The 19101-nt window shown below is 50.8% G+C and carries 17 protein-coding genes; 12 read left to right on the top strand and 5 right to left on the bottom strand.

The window, feature by feature from the left end; translation table 11 throughout:
* Positions 1–3: 3 nt before the first annotated feature.
* Both glnK and V3O24_RS11545 read right to left on the bottom strand, forming a co-directional pair.
* On the bottom strand, positions 4–342 hold the full coding sequence (gene glnK, locus V3O24_RS11550) for a P-II family nitrogen regulator (protein WP_104425151.1): 339 nt from the start codon (positions 340–342) through the stop codon (positions 4–6).
* An 815-nt stretch (positions 343–1157) separates the two neighbouring features.
* Positions 1158–2519 carry a porin gene (locus tag V3O24_RS11545; RefSeq protein WP_331307336.1) on the bottom strand — a complete coding sequence of 454 codons (1362 nt, stop codon included), beginning with the start codon at positions 2517–2519 and terminating at the stop codon, positions 1158–1160.
* Between the two features lie 321 nt (positions 2520–2840).
* Here V3O24_RS11545 and glnA point away from each other — a divergent pair, with 321 nt between their 5' ends.
* Together glnA and putA are read left to right on the top strand one after the other, a co-directional pair.
* Positions 2841–4250 (top strand): glutamate--ammonia ligase, encoded by a 1410-nt coding sequence (gene glnA, locus V3O24_RS11540; RefSeq protein ID WP_331307335.1) that lies wholly within the window; start codon positions 2841–2843, stop codon positions 4248–4250.
* 302 nt (positions 4251–4552) lie between these two features.
* A complete protein-coding gene (putA, locus tag V3O24_RS11535; RefSeq protein WP_331307334.1) occupies positions 4553–7645 on the top strand; it encodes a bifunctional proline dehydrogenase/L-glutamate gamma-semialdehyde dehydrogenase PutA in 3093 nt (1030 codons plus the stop codon).
* Positions 7646–7659: 14 nt separating this feature from the next.
* Here putA and V3O24_RS11530 read toward each other — a convergent pair whose 3' ends face one another.
* The 3 genes from V3O24_RS11530 to V3O24_RS11520 are packed head-to-tail and all read right to left on the bottom strand — an operon-like array spanning position 7660 to position 10182.
* Positions 7660–8886 carry a (Fe-S)-binding protein gene (locus tag V3O24_RS11530; RefSeq protein WP_331307333.1) on the bottom strand — a complete coding sequence of 409 codons (1227 nt, stop codon included), beginning with the start codon at positions 8884–8886 and terminating at the stop codon, positions 7660–7662.
* A gap of 19 nt (positions 8887–8905) precedes the next feature.
* Positions 8906–9343 carry a hypothetical protein gene (locus tag V3O24_RS11525; RefSeq protein ID WP_331307332.1) on the bottom strand — a complete coding sequence of 146 codons (438 nt, stop codon included), beginning with the start codon at positions 9341–9343 and terminating at the stop codon, positions 8906–8908.
* Entirely contained in the window at positions 9343–10182 is an 840-nt protein-coding gene (locus V3O24_RS11520) for an SIR2 family protein (RefSeq protein ID WP_104425157.1), read from the bottom strand. The genes V3O24_RS11525 and V3O24_RS11520 overlap by 1 nt, the downstream gene beginning before the upstream one ends.
* 548 nt (positions 10183–10730) lie before the next feature.
* On the opposite strand from V3O24_RS11520, the gene nifH reads away from it, so the two are divergent.
* From nifH to V3O24_RS11470, 10 genes are all read left to right on the top strand, one after another.
* Entirely contained in the window at positions 10731–11612 is an 882-nt protein-coding gene (gene nifH / locus V3O24_RS11515) for a nitrogenase iron protein (protein ID WP_104425158.1), read from the top strand.
* 101 nt (positions 11613–11713) lie between these two features.
* Complete coding sequence (nifD, locus tag V3O24_RS11510) at positions 11714–13195, top strand: nitrogenase molybdenum-iron protein alpha chain (protein WP_104425159.1); 1482 nt, start codon at positions 11714–11716, stop codon at positions 13193–13195.
* 259 nt (positions 13196–13454) lie between these two features.
* Entirely contained in the window at positions 13455–15026 is a 1572-nt protein-coding gene (gene nifK, locus V3O24_RS11505) for a nitrogenase molybdenum-iron protein subunit beta (RefSeq protein ID WP_104425160.1), read from the top strand.
* Positions 15027–15317: 291 nt separating this feature from the next.
* The gene (gene nifT, locus V3O24_RS11500; RefSeq protein ID WP_104425161.1) at positions 15318–15542 is read left to right on the top strand and encodes a putative nitrogen fixation protein NifT; all 225 of its coding nucleotides are present in this window, start codon (positions 15318–15320) and stop codon (positions 15540–15542) included.
* A gap of 2 nt (positions 15543–15544) precedes the next feature.
* A complete protein-coding gene (locus tag V3O24_RS11495) occupies positions 15545–15745 on the top strand; it encodes a 4Fe-4S dicluster domain-containing protein (RefSeq protein ID WP_104425162.1) in 201 nt (66 codons plus the stop codon).
* Positions 15746–15749: 4 nt separating this feature from the next.
* Positions 15750–16445: a nitrogen fixation protein NifX gene (gene nifX / locus V3O24_RS11490; protein WP_104425163.1), complete on the top strand. Its 696-nt coding sequence runs from the start codon at positions 15750–15752 to the stop codon at positions 16443–16445.
* Entirely contained in the window at positions 16442–16708 is a 267-nt protein-coding gene (locus tag V3O24_RS11485) for a DUF6129 family protein (RefSeq protein ID WP_331307331.1), read from the top strand. Before nifX ends, V3O24_RS11485 begins: the two co-directional genes overlap by 4 nt.
* 14 nt (positions 16709–16722) lie before the next feature.
* Complete coding sequence (locus V3O24_RS11480; RefSeq protein ID WP_331307330.1) at positions 16723–17490, top strand: 4Fe4S-binding leucine-rich repeat protein; 768 nt, start codon at positions 16723–16725, stop codon at positions 17488–17490.
* Between the two features lie 10 nt (positions 17491–17500).
* A complete protein-coding gene (locus tag V3O24_RS11475; RefSeq protein WP_331307329.1) occupies positions 17501–18463 on the top strand; it encodes a hypothetical protein in 963 nt (320 codons plus the stop codon).
* A gap of 60 nt (positions 18464–18523) precedes the next feature.
* Complete coding sequence (locus V3O24_RS11470) at positions 18524–18742, top strand: Nif11-like leader peptide family natural product precursor (protein ID WP_104425167.1); 219 nt, start codon at positions 18524–18526, stop codon at positions 18740–18742.
* Positions 18743–19101: the final 359 nt, after the last annotated feature.

The raw sequence follows: 19101 nt of genomic DNA, 5'->3' as shown, positions 1-19101 counted from the left end.
ATATTAAAGCGCTTCTTCGCCTGTTTCCCCGGTACGAATCCGGACAACCTGCTCTAAATCGGTTACAAAAATTTTACCGTCACCTATTTTGCTGGTATTGGCCGCTTTGGTGATAGCCTCTACGGCCTGCTCAAGCATATTGTCAGCCACAGCCACTTCAATTTTGGCTTTGGGTAGAAAATCAACTACATACTCTGCACCCCGATACAACTCAGTATGTCCTTTTTGGCGACCAAATCCCTTTACTTCAGTTACAGTGACACCTGAAACCCCTATATCTGAAAGCGCCTCGCGGACATCGTCCAGCTTAAAAGGTTTAACAACTGCGGTTATCAGTTTCATATACAACACCTCTAGTTAAGTTACTTGTCGATTTTTATAAAGCATAGACTGTGCCAAGCCTGAGCTGCCGGAAATAGCCTTGCCTGCATGGCCCACACTCGCGTTATCCAAGCCAAATACGCACCATAATGGCTCTTGGAATAATTTCTTGAACCGAAGTAGTGCGCGCAGATTTAATTTTTAATCGATACTATATATAAGGTATGACCGCCCCTCTCTTCGGCCGCCGCTTTAGTCCTCCGACAGGCTCAGCACGAAACGTTAAAGTATTGATTACGCTCGCGGCGAGCTCTTCGGCTTCGCCTCCCGGTGATCCTTGCCGAACCCATCAACGAAAGCGATTTGTTCCGTGCCCCGTTGACTTGAGAACGCCCTCTTTAGAGAAACCGCGTCAATAAAAAAACAACACCTTCAAATTGCCCAAATGTGAGCAGCTGAAATCAATCCGGCAAACATGGCTTTTTAAATTCTACTTTGTCATATTTAATGAACACACATATCCAGGATCGTCATTCCGGCAGGGATTCATGTCAGGCTATCCTGCCTGACACCCTTCGGGTTAATGCAAATCCGTTCCAGACGGATTTGTGCCGGAATCCAGGATCCATGGATGAATTCAAGCTTCCCATCCATGCCATTGGATACCCGTTGCCCGGCGGCGGGCATGACGAGCTTGCGTATAATCTAACAACGTAGAATTAAGCCGGCTTTAATGGCGTTACCGTAGCTTATCGTCGCCTGTGCGGACAAAAAAAATGCGCCCTAATGGCGCATTTTTTATCGTTTCGAGCAACATCCCTGTTGCGCGGATTGATTTAAAAGTTGACTACAAAATCGCTGGAGAACAGGAACTGATCTTCTTTGTTATTGCCGAATGGGCGGTAGCCACCTGTGGCTGTCGTACCATCGACCCAGTCATAGCGGACGTTCGGCCGAACATTCAGCCATTTCACCGGCTTCCAGTTGATACCCGCAGTAATCGCGTAATAGCTGGCGGCGTTACAGGTGCTGTTATTCGTAGCGCCTCCAATCGCATGACTATTTAAGGAATTATCGGTCGCAGCGGCTACACGCCCCGGCGAACAAACCCTGAAACCGTTTTGATCGCGGAACCACTCACCACGCAAACCCGCTGTCAGATTATCCTTAACGTCATAGGTCAAATGCGTGTTAAGGCCATACCATTCGGTATCCGTAGAAACGCCACCCAATAAGATGCCATTGGCGAAGCCGTGGTCATGTTGCATCATCAAATGTGTTTTGTCGGTAATGTTGTGTTTCAACACCACGCTGTATAAAGCCCAGGCCTGACTGCTGTGTTCAGAGGTACCGCTGAACGTGCTGCTGACATTGGCCGACGTACCTTTGTCATCGCTGGTCCAGGTGACGCCGCCGAGACCGCCCCAGTTACCGAGTTGTTTGTCCCAGCCGCCATCCCAGCCGCCGGTCGCGCTGCCGGTGACGGCGCCGCCCATAACCGCCCAGTTGTTATCGACCGTGTAATTACCCATCACGCCGGTATGGGTAAACGGTTCGCCATACTGCATGGTGTAGGCATGGGTGTAGAAAAAGTTATCGGGCGCAGGAACCGTCTCGTAACCGATCGGCGTATAAAAATGACCGGCCTTGATGTTCAAGCCGTTACCGATAGGCGCATAAGCTTCGGCATAAGCTTGCGGAAGCGCAATATCGTAAAAACGATTGTCATTGCTACCGAGAAAGTTAAGATCCCATGTGCTTCTATTCATAGGTACCCCGGAATTCACATCAAATGAAGGCACACCGTAGGCTTGAGTGAAAATAGAATCCGTTCCGAACATCGCATCGAAACGTCCGCCGAAATCCCAGGCATCGCCTTCTGTAGCCACAGCCCGTTGCACGAACAAATTCAACTGATTCAACTGCACTTCGCCGGCACGGTCGCCAAATGTCACCGGGCCGTTGAAATTATTGTCAGGATTCGCCGCATTATAAGTAATACCGGCATTGGCCCAACCGCCGACTTTCAGCCCCCATTTTTTCATGAACTGGCTTTCATTGGGATCGCCTACGGTTTCCAATAGAGTAGTTGCTTCTGTCAGACTCTTCGCCTCTGCCGCCCCCATCGCGGAAATTAACGCCAAACCCAGCGCTAACGGCTTCAGCCCAAAACAATCAGGGGTAAAATGGTTCTTCATAAATAACTCCTCGTTGATTACATTCAATGCACAATATTCGATACTCGACAAAATATTAGCAAAGATGATGCCAGTTGTATTTATGCCAATATTATTGGCTTTAACGCAACAAGCCGTGAATGAATTGCACGATTACCGGTCAAACCCGCCCAATCATGCACCATAAAAGAGCAAAAAATTGCACCCAGTATACTAATAAGATCGCCGCGTCTTGTCGGCTATTTTTTTAGTGGCTAATCCAACAAAAAAAATGGTATCGTTACTCCCGCTTGGTATAAAACCCAGATTCCATATAACCTATATCTCCAGGAGACAACATAAATGTCTGCAGCAAAAGTACTTAAATTGATCAAAGAAAACGACGTCAAATTCGTCGATTTTCGTTTTTGTGACACCCGTGGAAAAGAACAACATGTAACATTCCCTGCTCATACTATCGATGAAGATACCTTTGAAGAAGGCAACATGTTTGACGGCTCTTCAGTTGCAGGCTGGAAACACATCAACGAATCGGACATGATCTTAATGCCTGATCCATCCACAGCGGTTATGGATCCATTCTTTGATGACAACACATTGATCTTGCGTTGCGACATCATTGAACCCAAAAACATGCAAGGTTACGAACGCGACCCACGCTCTATCGCCAAACGCGCAGAAGCTTACCTGAAATCAACCGGCATTGCAGACACAGCGTTTTTCGGCCCTGAAAACGAATTTTTTATCTTTGACGATGTCCGTTGGGGCACCGATATGAGCGGCTCTTTCTACAAAGTCGATTCAGAAGAAGCGGGCTGGAACTCAGAAAAAGTTTATCCAGACGGCAACACCGGCCACCGTCCCGGCGTTAAAGGCGGCTATTTCCCCGTGCCTCCTGTCGACTCTTTCCAAGACATGCGTTCTGCAATGTGCTTGACGCTGGAAGAAATGGGCCAAGTGACTGAAGTTCACCATCACGAAGTAGCGACCGCCGGTCAGTGCGAAATCGGCGTGAAGTTCAACACACTGGTCAAAAAAGCCGACGAAGTTCTGGAATTGAAATATGTCGTCGCCAATATTGCACACGCCTACGGCAAAACAGCCACTTTCATGCCTAAACCACTGGTTGGCGACAACGGCAGCGGCATGCACGTACACCAATCTTTAGCTAAAGACGGCGTTAACCTGTTCACTGGCGATTTGTACGGCGGCCTGTCTGAAACCGCTCTGTTCTACATCGGCGGCATCATCAAACACGCTAAGGCATTGAACGCTTTCACCAACTCATCAACCAACAGCTACAAACGTCTGGTTCCCGGTTTTGAAGCGCCTGTTATGCTGGCTTACTCCGCACGCAACCGTTCGGCTTCCATCCGTATTCCTTTTGTCAACAACCCAAAAGGCCGTCGTATCGAAGTTCGTTTCCCTGACTCGACTGCAAACCCTTATCTGGCGTTCTCAGCCATGATGATGGCCGGTTTGGACGGTATTCAAAACAAAATCCATCCTGGCGATGCAATGGATAAAGATTTGTACGACTTGCCTGTCGAAGAAGCAAGAAACATCCCGCAAGTTTGCCACTCATTCGACCAAGCATTGGACGCTCTGGACAAAGACCGTGAATTCTTGACTCGCGGCGGTGTTTTCACTGACGACGCTATTGACGGCTTTATTGCGCTGAAAATGGAAGAAGTGACCCGTGTTCGCATGAGCACACATCCTGCTGAATACGATATGTACTACAGCTTGTAAAAAGAGACGGGCGATACACGCCGTCCGCCCCTGCTGCAATACAGAACGCCCCTTAATGGGGCGTTTTTTATGCCTGAAATTGACCGCTGAAGCCGCATTAGACGGCAAAATTTCCGTCATTAGCCGGCTCATTCCGTTTCGATCACAAACAGCGGACCAACCAGCCCCATAATTGCGCAATCACAAAAGAAATTGACTTGAGCGCCTGCTATGGAACAATGAAATCACTTTCCTTGATCCAATTCCGGTTTCACAAGCTACCCGCCAAGAGACTGGAGATACTTGCTATCGGGCTAGTCTCTATGACTCAACAATCTTTAGCCGAATTACGAAAAGCCGTTAACCGGGCTTATCTGGCCGATCAGAAACAGCTCATCCCTGAATTATCAGCTGCACTGCACGGTTACGATCCAACGCCTATCGGCGACTGCGCAGAAACGCTGGTCACCGCAGTCAGAGCAAAAAAGCACCAACAAACCGCGATTGAAGCCTTCCTTCAGGAATACCGGCTTAATTCTGATGAGGGCGTTGTTTTAATGGGGATTGCCGAAGCCTTGCTGCGCATCCCCGACAGCCGCACCCAAGATCTGTTTTTACAGGAAAAGCTCACCGCCGCAGACTGGCAACGTCATTTGCAGCATAGCTGCTCCCCGCTGGTCAATTTAGCCACCAAAGCGCTGCTGTTTGCCGGGGACCTGGAGGCTGCGCATCATGGGCCGCAAGTCTTCGAACAACTGTTGTCCCGCATCGAAGCGCCGTTGATACGCACCGCAATAAAGCAGGCCATGCAGCATCTGGCGATGCAGTTCGTGTTTGCGGAATCCGTACAGAATGCCATTCGCCGCAGCGGACAGGACCCCGTGTTTCGCTACTCTTTCGATAGGCTCGGGGAAGCGGCGTTGACGCAGGCCGATGCCGAACATTATCTCAAGGCGTATCGCTCGGCTATTAATGCGCTGGCTGGACATGCAATCTCTGCCGATATTCACGCCAATCCGGGCATATCGATTAAATTATCGGCGCTATGCCCCCGTTACGAACCCTTGCAGCATATCCGTGCGGTCAAGGAATTGAGCGACAGACTGCTGGCGCTGGCGCAGACAGCCCGCGAGGCCAATATTGCGATCACGGTCGATGCGGAAGAGTCCGAACGCCTGGACATGTCGCTCGATATTTTTGCCGCGGTTTTTAACCATCCCGATTTAAACGCTTGGCCGGGACTGGGTTTGGCCGTGCAGGCCTATCAAAAAAGAGCGCTGCCGGTGCTCCTCTGGCTGGCCGGATTAGCCGAATACCGACATAAGAAGATCCCGTTGCGCCTGGTCAAAGGCGCTTACTGGGACAGCGAAATAAAACGGGCTCAGGAAAACGGCCTGAGCGATTATCCGGTATTCACCCATAAGTCGGCGACCGACTTGTCTTATCTGGCCTGCGCGCAGTTTATCCTGTCCAGACCGGACGTATTTTATCCCCAGTTCGCCAGCCATAACGCGCATACCGTCGCAGCTGTCCATCAATTCGGCCTGCAACATCCGGGTTATGAATTCCAGCGTTTGCACGGCATGGGCGAGCCGCTGTACCGGGAAATTATCGAAGTTCAAAACTGGCAGATTCCGTGCCGCGTTTATGCGCCGGTCGGCGATTACCGTCAGCTACTGCCTTATCTGGTCAGGCGCTTGCTGGAAAACGGCGCCAATACGTCGTTCATCAATCAGATCAGTCATCCCGATATAAGCGTCGCCGACCTGGTTAGCGATCCGGTAGCGGCGGCAACATCGTCTACGCAATCGTCAATCGCATTGCCCCGCAATTTGTTCGGCGAACAACGGCTTAATTCTTCCGGCTTGAATTTGGCCGACCCCGAGCAGCTGGAATCGTTGCGGCAAGATCTGGATGCATTGGCGGCCAAACACTGGACCGCAATGCCGCTAATAAACGGCAGGCCGTGTTCCGGTAAGGAGCGCCTGATCGTCAATCCCTACGATAACCGATTAATTGTCGGATCTGTGATTTTCGCGGAACCGGAAGTTATTGAAGAGGCGCTAAGCGGCGCGTCCGAGGCATTTCCCGACTGGCGGCTTTGCCCTGTTGCAAAACGCGCCGGGTATTTGAAGCAGGCCGCCGATCTTCTGGAAATACATCGTCTGGAACTGGTATCTTTGTGCAGTCGGGAAGGCGGGCGCACGATTAAAGACGCGTTGGCGGAAGTCAGGGAGGCCGTCGATTTTTGCCGCTATTACGCCCAGTCCGCGTTGGACTTGTTCGGCGAACCGGTCAGGCTGCCCGGCCCTACCGGCGAGGAAAACCTGCTCTATCATTACGGCCGCGGCGTCTATGTCTGCATCAGCCCGTGGAATTTCCCGATCGCGATTTTTATCGGCCAGATAGCCGCGGCGCTTGCCGCCGGTAATACCGTTATCGCCAAACCTGCCAGCCAAACCGCATTGACCGCGATGCGCTGCATCCGGTTATTGCATCAGGCCGGCATCCCCGAACCGGCGTTGCAGTTTTTGCCGGTGAGCGGCAGCGTATTTGGACAGCACCTGCTTCCCGATCCCCGAGTTGCCGGTGTTGTGTTCACCGGCTCCACCGCGACGGCGCAGTCCATTAACCTGCAATTGGCCCGGCACCATCAGACTATTGTGCCGCTGATTGCCGAAACCGGCGGACAGAATGTGATGATTGCAGACAGCTCGGCGTTGCTTGAACAACTGGTGCAGGATGCCGTGATCTCGGCTTTCAACAGCGCCGGACAGCGTTGTTCCGCGTTGCGGGTTTTATTCGTGCAGGAGGACATTGCCGGTCAAACCATCGCGATGTTGGTCGGCGCGATGCAGGAATTAACCATCGGCAATCCCGGCGCCTATCAAGCCGACATCGGCCCGATCATCGACAATGCCGCACTATCGCCATTGTCCGCGCATCTGGAAGCCATGCGCGCACAGCTGCTTTATCAGCTGCCGCTGCCGGACGGTTTGAAACAAGGCAGTTTTTTCCCGCCCAGCCTGGTAGAACTACAGTCGTTATCGCAATTGAACCGGGAAGTATTCGGGCCAATATTGCACCTGATCCGCTACCGCGAATCGGAACTCGACCAAGTCATCAGCGCTGTCAATGCGACCGGCTACGGATTGACGCTGGGCATCCACAGCCGAATAGACGCCTTCGTCAATACCATCCGGCAGAACGTAAAAGTCGGCAATATCTATGTCAACCGGAATATGATCGGCGCGGTGGTCGGCGTACAGCCTTTCGGCGGTATGGGGCTTTCCGGCACCGGCCCGAAAGCCGGCGGCCCCGATTATTTGCGTCGTTTCGTTATCGAGCAGACCGTCACAACCAATACCGCTGCGATAGGCGGCAATGCCGGTTTGCTCGCCCAGAATTTACGCTGATTTGTTAAGCATCACTACGTGACCGGCAACTGCCGGGCCAACAGCTGTAAAGGATGCTCTACCCTGCCCTGATTGGCGCCAAGAAAAACCGCGCAACCAAAATTACCGCTGACGACAACATCCGCCGAGGCAGCGGTGATGGCTTGCTGTTTTAAAGCCCGCAGCTGTCCGGCATTGCCCGGATGAGTCAGCATGTAGCTGCCGCCCGCCCCGCAGCAGATGGGGTTATCGGGCAACGGGGCTATGCTGAGGCCGGGGATTTTTTGCAGCAGCGCATAAACGGCTTGCTGGTTTTTAAGGACGTTGCGCTGGCTGCATGGCTCGTGTACTGCGACTTTCAGCGTAGATGCGCTCAGTTGCAGATCGTCCGGCCAGTGTTTCAGCAAAAAATCGCTGATGTCGCACAGGCGCTGCCGGAACAGCTGTCCCGCTTCATCATCAGTTTGATACTCGCTTAACATCGCCCCGCAACCGGTAGCCGTGTGCAGCACGGCGTCGACGTCCAGCGCGTTGAAAACACGGATATTGTTGTCCATCAACCCGGCGGCGGACTGGCCGTTGTGCTGGTGTATCGCCCCGCAGCAGCCTTGCTTCGGCGGCACCAGCACCTCGTAGCCTATCGCGTTAAGCAGCTTGATCGCCGCCTGCAAGGTCTCGCGGTCGAAATGTTCGGCGATACAACCGGTGAACAGTGCGACCCTGCCGCGTTTCGCGCCGCCGGCAGGATAAGAAACAGCCAATGCCTGCAATGCCGGTTTAACCATCAAGGCTTCGGCATCCGCCAAATGCAGTTTCTTCAGCAAGCCGGTGCTTCGCAACGGTTTTTGCAGGCCCGATTTCAGGTATACCGCAAGCAACGGCATTAGCCGCGTCCGCCAACGCTTGCGTTCAATCAAGCCGAACGCCAGTTTCGCCAACCATCCCGGATTAATCTTTAACCCGGCCTGGGCCTGATCGAATAACTGTCCATAAGCCATCCTGCTTGGGCAAACGGTTTCGCAGGCCCGGCATTGTACGCAGTTATCCAGATGCATGCGCTCCTCGGCGCTGATCGGCAGGTTTTCAACCAGAATCTTGCTGATCGTGCGGATGCGTCGGCGTGGGGTTTCTTGATCGATCTGGAACAATCGAAAAGTCGGGCAACTGCTAATGCAGATGCCGCAACGCATGCACTCCCCGGCATCCGGTATATACGGCCCCGATGCTATTGGTTCGCAGGACTCATCAAAGCCCATGTCCATGAAGTCAAACACCTAAAACCTACATTACCTTGGTATAGGCGCGGCGCAACAGCTCCATTTCCGCAGGCGGCCTGCCGCGCAGTTCCGGCAAGGTTCTCATCCGGCAGTCCCGGCTTTGCATCAGTTTGTGCGGAGGGTCGAGCAGCATGAAGCGCGCCATGTGGACGGTGATAATGCCGCCGGGAGCGTCGATTTGTTCGCTGAATTCCGGTTCGACGCGCAGCAGGTCGTTGTCCAGTTGCAGCAGCCGGTTGATCGCGTTGACCAGCACGGCCGGATGCGTGCTGACTTTGCCAGGCTTAAACTCTTCAGGCTCCAGTGCGCTGGACAACGCAGGCAGCGACTCAGGAAAGCAGACGCTGCCGTTGCCGTGCTGGGCGAACAGAATCAAGGCGCTGATGTCGCCTTTGTAGTAAAGCAGCAGACGGTGATTGGCGAATGTGTCGGACTGGTTCATTAGACAAGCACGGTAGCCAGTAGTTCTTCAACATCCACATCCAGGATTTCCAGACCTATTTTTTTACAATAGCGTATTTCTTTATCGGTCGGGTTCTTGTTTAAGACCCATCCTTTTTTCTCTGCCGCACCATAAACGATGTCGCTCATCACCATGCGTTCCGAGTCCCTGTTCAGCGGCACGCCTATAAACAGGTATTGTTTGCCCTTGCGGTACTCTTTAAGGAAATCGGGGATCGCAAAGCCTCCCATTAACTCGGTGATGTAATCGACATAATCGGCATCGGAAGCGATATAGTTGGCTTCCGGCCTAGGCGTACCCATCGGTTTAAATAAAATGGGAAATCTATGATCGACCTGTTCCTGGGGTATTTCGAAATAATCGCTGCCGTCGAAGTGATAGATTTTAAAGCGGAACTGGCTGGCGCTGATTCTTGCGACCCCGACAATCAGCGTATGCTCTTCATCGGAATAGGTATCCTGCAATTGGGTATCCCTGTTTATGTCGATGACATACGCAGGCCGCCATTCCGCCAGCCAATCATGTACGGCTGCACGCGTATATTCGGTCTCGCCATAAAGCTTGGTCAGAAACTGGCCCAGAAAATTCCTGCCTCTTTTTAGCTCCTGATTCATCGCCGCCCTGGGAAACTCATACATCAGTTTGGGCGCCATCGGATTGCCGTTATTCATAGCCAAAATCAGGCTGTTGCTGTCGGCAGGCATCGGTGCTCCGGTTTGCTTATTGGTTGCATCGAAAAGCGCGCCCGGCCCCAAGTAAGGTACGACTTTGTTATCGTACAACCCATCCAGTATTTCAGAAAAATCAGTAGAAGACATTGCAAACTCCATTATTAAGTACATGTATCCTTGTACTTAAGCAATATTTAATCCAGTTTTTAACGGTTTCTTACAAACAATATAAGTAATTGATTTAAATAAACTTAAAAGACATATTCATTAAAGAAGCACTGCTGGTATTTTGTAGTGTTTGTAACAACCCTCTATCAATTAACCCCCCTCTACAAGCACAAAATCTTCATTACACTTGCCTATCTATAGAATAGCCGCTGCAACTTTAAACGACATCGGCCCGCGCTCTGTCACTGCCGAGTCCAACGCAGGAACCTCCTAAACTGCAATGATAAAACTTCGTGTCCTTCGTGCCTTCGTGGTAAACGAATATTTTCGAACAACGTCGAATAACCGCACTGTTACTAAGCCTACAGAACATAACAAAATGTTTGAAACACAACGCTGACCACGCTAACAAACAATAAAAATAACCAATATAATTCAATAGGATAAGCTATATTTTGGCTTATGGCACACCCCTTGCTTAATCCCTAATGTCATCAACAACAACGTCCTAATAAGAGGAGAAGATCATGGCATTACGTCAATGTGCAATATACGGTAAAGGTGGAATTGGTAAGTCCACTACAACTCAAAACCTGGTTTCTGCGTTGGCAGAATTAGGCAACAAAGTGATGATCGTCGGTTGCGATCCAAAAGCCGACTCTACCCGTTTAATCCTTCATGCAAAAGCCCAAACCACCATTATGAGCTTGGCTGCCGAAGCTGGCAGCGTTGAAGATTTGGAACTCGAAGATGTATTGAAAGTCGGATACGGCGGCATCAAATGCGTCGAATCAGGCGGTCCAGAGCCCGGCGTCGGTTGCGCGGGTCGCGGTGTAATTACAGCGATTAACTTCCTTGAAGAAGAAGGTGCTTATGACGATGAACTTGACTTCGTTTTTTATGATGTACTTGGGGATGTTGTGTGTGGTGGTTTTGCCATGCCAATCCGTGAAAACAAGGCGCAAGAAATTTACATCGTCTGCTCGGGCGAAATGATGGCGATGTATGCCGCCAATAACATTGCCAAGGGTATTGTGAAATACGCCAACTCAGGCAGTGTGCGTTTGGCCGGTTTGATTTGTAACTCACGCGAAACTGCGCGTGAAGATGAATTGATCTCGGCACTGGCTGCAAAAATCGGCACCACAATGATTCACTTTGTACCGCGCGACAACGTTGTACAACGCGCTGAAATTCGTCGTATGACCGTTATCGAATACGAACCACAAGCCAAACAAGCCGACGAATACCGTCAATTGGCTATGAAAATTCGCGATAACAAGAACTTCATCATCCCTACGCCCATCACGATGGATGAGCTGGAAGAATTGATGATGGAATTCGGCATTATCGACCAGGAAGACGAATCGATTATCGGTGTAACTGCGGCCGCTGAAGCAACCGCTTAATAAATGACCAACGTAGAGACGCGATAAATCGCGTCTCTACGGATTCCCATCCTAAAACCTGTCTGTTGGGGGATTACCCACGGCACAAGTAGGAGATACTCATGGCTGCTCTAACAAAAGAAGAGACCGAAGCGCTTATTCAAGAAGTGCTGGAAGTCTATCCCGAACAAGCAAGGAAAGATCGTGCCAAGCATTTGGCGGTTAACGATCAGTCTTTGGAAAAATCGAATAAATGTATTACTTCAAACCGTAAATCCCAGCCCGGCGTAATGACCATTCGCGGTTGCGCTTACGCGGGCTCCAAGGGCGTGGTTTGGGGTCCGATTAAAGATATGATTCATATCTCGCACGGCCCGGTCGGTTGCGGACAGTACTCGCGCGCCGGTCGCCGCAACTATTATGTCGGCACTACCGGCATCAATACCTTCGGCACGATGAACTTTACTTCCGACTTTCAGGAGAAAGACATTGTTTTCGGCGGCGATAAAAAGCTGGCCAAAATCATGACTGAAATCGAAGAATTGTTTCCATTAAACAAAGGCATCAGTATTCAATCGGAATGCCCGATCGGTTTGATTGGGGACGATATTGAAGCGGTCGCCAAAAAAGCCAACAAGGAAATCAACAAACCTGTGGTGCCGGTTCGTTGCGAAGGTTTTCGCGGCGTTTCCCAATCGCTGGGCCATCACATTGCTAACGATGCGATTCGCGACTGGGTATTGGAAAACCGTGACGGCGACGAAAGCTTTGCCACAACACCTTATGATGTCGCGGTGATCGGCGATTACAACATCGGCGGCGATGCCTGGGCTTCGCGTACTTTGCTCGAAGAAATGGGCTTGCGTGTCGTTGCTCAATGGTCCGGCGACGGTACCATTGCGGAAATGGAAAAAACGCCCAAGGTGAAACTGAATTTGATCCATTGCTACCGCTCGATGAACTACATTGCGCGGCACATGGAAGAAAAATACAAAATCCCCTGGATCGAGTACAACTTCTTCGGCCCCACCAAAATTGCCGAATCGTTACGCAAGATTGCCGCGTTATTCGATGAAACAATTCAAGCGGGCGCTGAAAAAGTTATCGCCAAATATCAGGCTGAGTACGATGCGGTTATCGCCAAATACAAACCGCGTCTGCAAGGCAAGCGCGTGATGTTGTATGTCGGCGGCTTGCGTCCGCGTCATGTGATCGGCGCGTATGAGGATTTGGGCATGGAAGTGGTCGGTACCGGTTATGAATTCGGTCACAACGACGACTACGACCGCACGATCAAAGAAATGGGCAATGCGACGTTGATTTATGACGACGTGACCGGCTATGAATTTGAAGAGTTCGTCAAGAAAGTCCAGCCTGACCTGATCGGTTCCGGCATCAAGGAAAAGTACATTTTCCAAAAAATGGGCATTCCGTTCCGGCAAATGCATTCCTGGGATTATTCCGGCCCTTATCACGGTTATGACGGCTTTGCCATCTTCGCCCGCGATATGGACATGACACTGAATAATCCTTGCTGGAAACAGGTGAAAGCACCTTGGAAAACAGCTGAGAGTTCAGACGTAGCAGTCGCTGCAAGCGCTTAATTTTGTGTAGGGGACAAAAAAGCTCTCTCCAGAAGGAGAGGGTTGGGTGACGACTGCAAGGATGCAGGAGGCAGAGCAACGCAGGAACACTTGCCAAGGGGAAATTAAATAAGGAAAAAACTATTTATATCCCCTCATCCCAACCTTCTCCCTGAGGGAGAAGGGGCTTTTACTCTTAGTAATTATGTAAATGCCCACCCAAATACAATATTTTTCCTTCAACCGTCGTCCACAGATTAGTGGCGCGTAGGAGATTATCATGAGTCAAGAAGTCGAAAACATACAACCGAGCTATCCTTTATTCCGCAACGATGAATACAAGGAAAGCCTGGCAAACAAACGTGAAGCTTATGAGGAGCGTCACCCCCAGGAAAAAATTGACGAAGTATTTCAGTGGACCACCACTAAGGAATACCAGGAACTCAATTTTAACCGTGAAGCGTTAACCGTAAACCCGGCTAAAGCCTGCCAACCCTTAGGCGCCGTGCTTTGTGCGCTGGGTTTCGAAAAAACCATGCCTTATGTACATGGCTCGCAAGGCTGCGTCGCTTATTTCCGTACCTATTTCAACCGTCATTTCAAAGAACCTGTTGCCTGCGTTTCAGACTCGATGACCGAAGATGCGGCGGTATTTGGTGGTCAGAAAAACATGATGGCGGGCCTTGAAAACGCCAAAGCCTTGTATAAGCCTGACATCATTGCCGTATCGACAACCTGTATGGCCGAGGTTATCGGTGACGACTTAAACGCCTTCATCAATAACGCCAAAAAAGCCGGACATATCGAACAGGAGTTTCCAACGCCTTTCGCCCATACGCCAAGCTTTGTCGGTAGCCACACCACCGGCTGGGACAATATGTTCGAAGGCATGTTGCGTTATTTCACCCTGAATCACATGGCCGACAAGAAAGTCGGTTCAAACGGCAAGATCAACCTGGTTCCGGGCTTTGAAACCTATCTGGGCAACTTCCGCGTCATGCACCGCATGATGAAGGAAATGGGTGTTGATTACACATTACTGAGCGATCCTTCCGAAGTTTTGGATACGCCTGCCGACGGCACTTTCCGCATGTATGCAGGCGGCACTACCCAGGCTGAAGTTAAAGACGCGCCCAATGCGATAGATACTCTGTTGCTGCAACCCTGGCAGTTGGAGAAAACCAAAAAGTTTGTCGATACGATCTGGCATCAACCCGCTACAGCCATCAATATCCCGATGGGCCTGGAATGGACCGATGCATTCCTGATGAAAATCTCCGAACTGACCGGCAAACCGATCCCTGCTTCGTTGGAACTGGAACGCGGCCGTTTGGTTGATATGATGACCGACTCGCACGCATGGCTGCACGGCAAGAAGTTCTCCTTATACGGCGATGCGGATTTCGTGATGGGCATGACCAAGTTCCTGCTCGAAGTAGGTGCAGAACCGACTGACGTGTTGTGCAACCATGCCAACAAGCGTTGGAAAAAAGCCATGGACAAAATGCTCAAAGATTCGCCTTACGGACAAAAAACCGAAGTTCATATCGGCAGGGATTTGTGGCATTTCCGTTCATTGGTCTTCACCAACAAACCGGACTTCATGATCGGCAACTCTTACGGCAAGTTCATCCAGCGCGATACTTTCTATAAGGGCGAAGAGTTTGAAGTGCCGTTGATACGCATCGGTTTCCCGATCTTTGACAGGCATCACCTGCACAGAATGACGACTATGGGTTATGAAGGCGCTATTTATATGCTGACAACCCTGGTTAATGCGGTGCTGGAGCAACTGGATAAAGAAACCAAAGGTATGGGTACAACTGACTATAACTACGATTTAATTCGTTAAGTTAGAAAAGACCTCACCACGAAGGCACGAAGGACACGAAGGTTTTACTTTTAGTTCTTCGTGAACTTCGTGTTTTCGTGGTGGTGCATCAATGTATATAAATTTCCCACGTAGCGCGTGGTAACGAGAAAGAAATATTTCGAGCAGGGCAACCGCTGGAAACGCACAAAGACCTACTTTGGTTCCTTCGTGTCCTTCGTGCCTTCGTGGTGAATCAATATCCTTAAATTGATGTGTATGAGGGCGACCATAATCGCCCGCCCCCTTAAATGCGTGTAACCGGAGAACTCAATGCCTAGTGTCATGTTGAAAAAAAATGCAGAAGACAAATTGGTCTTCTACGTTCCCAAGAAAGATTTGGAAGAAGTGGCCGAATCCATTGAATTCGACAGCCCCGATAAATGGGGTGGCGAAGTCCTGCTCAGCGACGGTTCAAGATATTATTTCGAACCGATGGACGAACAGCCGGATTTCCCCATTACCTTGCGCGCAAAACGTTTAGATTCAGGAGAATAATCATGGCCTTATATATTGTTGAAGCGGATTGTATTTCATGCGGCGACTGCGAACCCGTGTGTCCGACCAACTCGATCACCGAGGGTAAAATTGTCTTTAAAATCGATGCAAAAACCTGCACCGAGTGCGAAGGTGATTTTGACGTACCGCAGTGCGTCAAGGTTTGCCCGGTCGATAATTGCATTTTGCCTTTAGAGGCGTAAACAGATGAACAGCCAGGCTATCTCACGAGAACTGGCTTTACGTATCGGGCTGGCGGCTCGCGCTCTGCCCGATACCGACGCCAAACGCCTGCTTTCAGTGTTGACTGATTGCATCGGCCTTCCCCTCACCGAACAAAAGATTGCCGGCATTGATCTTAATGCTCTCAAGAGCGCAAAAGCGGGAGAGTTTGCCGATGTCGACGAGCCTTTATTGACCCATGCCTTAAGCATTCTTAAATCCGGTCTTAATGCTCCCGAACGACAAGCCTATACCGACGGCGATATGCCCGGCTCCGTTCGTATCGCCTGTGCCAGTAATGACGGCATTAACGTTGACGGCCATTTCGGTTCTTGCAGTCAATTCCTGATCTATCAGGTTTCAGCCGATGAAGCCCGGTTAATCGACATCCGCAACCCTGATATACCGGATGGTTTGGAAGTGGATGATAAAAACGCCTTCAGGGCTGAACTGATTCAGGATTGCCAAGTACTTTATATTGCCTCGGTAGGAGGCCCTGCGGCGGCAAAGATCGTCAAACTGGGTATCCATCCGATGAAGCTGCCCGGCATTGAAACCATTGCCGACATCATCAAGCAACTGCAAACCGTTATTGCCGGCACACCGCCGCCCTGGCTGGCTAAAGTCATGGGTGTTGAAGCCAGTGACCGGTTTCATTTTGAAAGGGAAGCGACAGGATGATTACTACCGAGCAAGTCAACGCGATCGCGGCGAAAATCGAAACAATGGGTGTCGATGAAGCCACGGTTTCGGCGCTAAGACAGCAATATCAGCCGATCCATTTCACCTACTGCATGGATGACGATTTGCCCAATAATACGCCGGTCATCGAGCATAAAGACTTCAATCTTTACTTAATCGACGGCCGGGAACACTGTCTGTGCCTGACCAATGATTATGAGGTTGCAACGGGCATTGTCGTTGCAGAAATCATCCCTGACTGAACGGAATTGATTGCATGTCCGATCATGAAAACCCTGTCAGCGTTCCTATTGCCGATTGCAGCCTGTGTCCATTTCGCGGCAAAACCCTGCTGATGGGCCGCTGCATGCCCGGCGATACCTGCGTATTCGTAGAAAGCGGGCGGCAGATCGACCGCTTTTTTCGCGTTAACCCAGGCTTTGCCGAGCACTATCTGCACGACAGGTTTTGGGAAAGACGCGCCATTGCGGCCCGCTACGCGCCGCAAAAGGCGCTGACTGAGATGATCGATGATGAAGATGAAGTGGTCAGGCGCGCAGTCGCTTATCGCATCCCTCAGTCCCAGCTGCACCTGTTAATCGACGACGCCGACAGGGAGGTGCGCATGACCGTAGCGGACCGCCTTGCACCCGAAGACCTGGAAAAGATGGCCGGCGATAAAGACTATATCGTCAGGCTGACGATAGCCAAAAGGCTGCCGGAAGGACGCCTGTTCCGGTTTATTCGCGACGAGGACCTGCAAGTGCGCAAGATTGTTGCCGAGCGTTTGCCCGAAGTCAGCTTAGGTCTGATGGCCCATGACAATGCGCCGGAAGTCAGACGCATTGTTGCCGAACGCATGAACCCGGATGACGCCGTTATCATGCTGAACGATTCCGACTGGGTCGTGCGTTATACCGCGGCCCAGCGCGTTGCGCCCGACGCATTAGTCAGTCTGCTTGACGATCCCGAGCCGGATGTCAGGGCGGCGGCTCAGGATCGATTAACCAGCATTGCCCATGCGACACATGGGAACGAGAAATAGGAAACAGCGTATGACTGATCAACCTTTTCAACTCGACGGGCAACAGCTTGCCAAAATCTGTAAGCACACCCTGCCCGACCCGGACGATGAATTATTATTATCAAAGCTCCAATCACTGAATCCCGGCTATCCGATCCGATTAGCCAAAACAGGCGAAGAATGGTACCGGCTGGGCGGCATTGTCGATATGGACGGCAACCGTATCGCCAATAATTTAGTCGAATGGACCGAGCGGACCTATATCGAATGCGGCAAGAACCTGCAAACCCTGATTGAGCATGCACGGGAACACAAGCTGATCGCCACGCGGCAAACCGGCAACACCCTGCATTTTGTCGTTCAAACCGGCAGTAAAGCGGAACAGTTCGTCCAGATCGACATCGATAAAACCCATGAGTCCTCGGACCGGTTGCTGGTCGGCGAACACAATCCGCCGGAAGATTTAGAAGAATTTATTGATCCACTGGAGCCGGAATGCGTAGAAACATTCTGCATTGGAACGTCGCGTTATTCTTATCGACGTAAAACTGACGTGCCGGTTTTCATGGACGAAATCAATAAATACCACATCACAGAGCATCCGGTGCAACGATTCATGGATAACTGGAACCGGAGCAGCGCCCAGCAAAAAGCCGCGCTTTCCAACGACTGGATTGTCCGGCCGTTCAGGCATACCGGGCGCTTCGGCGAACAAATAATCAACGTTGAACTGATCAACACCCAACAAAAAAACCTGCCGCAACTGGAAGACATTAGCGGCAAAAAAGGCACCCCGCTGCATAACCTGCTGACCCGTTTCGATCGTCAGGCCGGTTATCCGTTTGCCTGGTTCTTTTATATGGTTAAAGGCAAGCTGGTTTCCCCGCACAGCGGCGTAGCGGTTTTTAAGGATGTCAGCGGGGATTTTTCTTACTTGCCCGAACGCGATGTCGCAGTCCTTAAAGACTGGATTGATACGCCTTACAGCGTATAGCGAACACTGGATTTTTCATCAACTGCATTGCAGTCATTTTCAACAAAAGGAGTAAACACAATGTCAATTGCACAAATTAAAGCTTTCTCTGAACAGGCTAAATCCGATCCTGAATTAAAGGAAAAGCTGTTAGCGGTACAAAAAATCAGAGAACTGATTGCATTAGGCAAAGAATACAATTTCGAGCTGGATGAAGTGGAACTCTATCCACCCAACGAACCGCAATTCGTCGAAGAGCAACTTTCTGAAAAAATGGCTAAGGCTTTATTGAGGGTTTGAGTCTTTGTAGGTTGGCGGTGAGGTACGAACCCCAACATTTGCTATTCCGAATTGTTGAGCTTCCTTTCGTCAGCACCAACGCGCTGGAGTGCAGGCTTCGCCTGCAAGCGCAAGCAAAGCTTGCACTCCCGCTGCTTGCGTATAAAGATACGTAGAGCGTGGAAACGAACAATCGTTCAGTTGGAGCGAAGAAAACCAGCCGGCGGTACAAATTCAATCCCGTATGCCGCGCCGAGTACCGGAGCTCTCGGCGGGAATAGCCCGTAAGGAGTGCGGCAGGGATGCCGCACGTTGCCGAAGGTGCAGGAGCCTCTTTCTTCAACCCCCCCGTCGAAAGCTAGGAACGCAGAGTAGCGTAT

Source organism: Methylobacter sp. Wu8 (assembly GCF_036440755.1).
Taxonomy (GTDB): Bacteria; Pseudomonadota; Gammaproteobacteria; order Methylococcales; family Methylomonadaceae; genus Methylobacter_A; species Methylobacter_A tundripaludum_A.
Note: the sequence above shows the minus strand (reverse complement) of the source record. Positions and strands in the feature narration are given on the sequence as shown.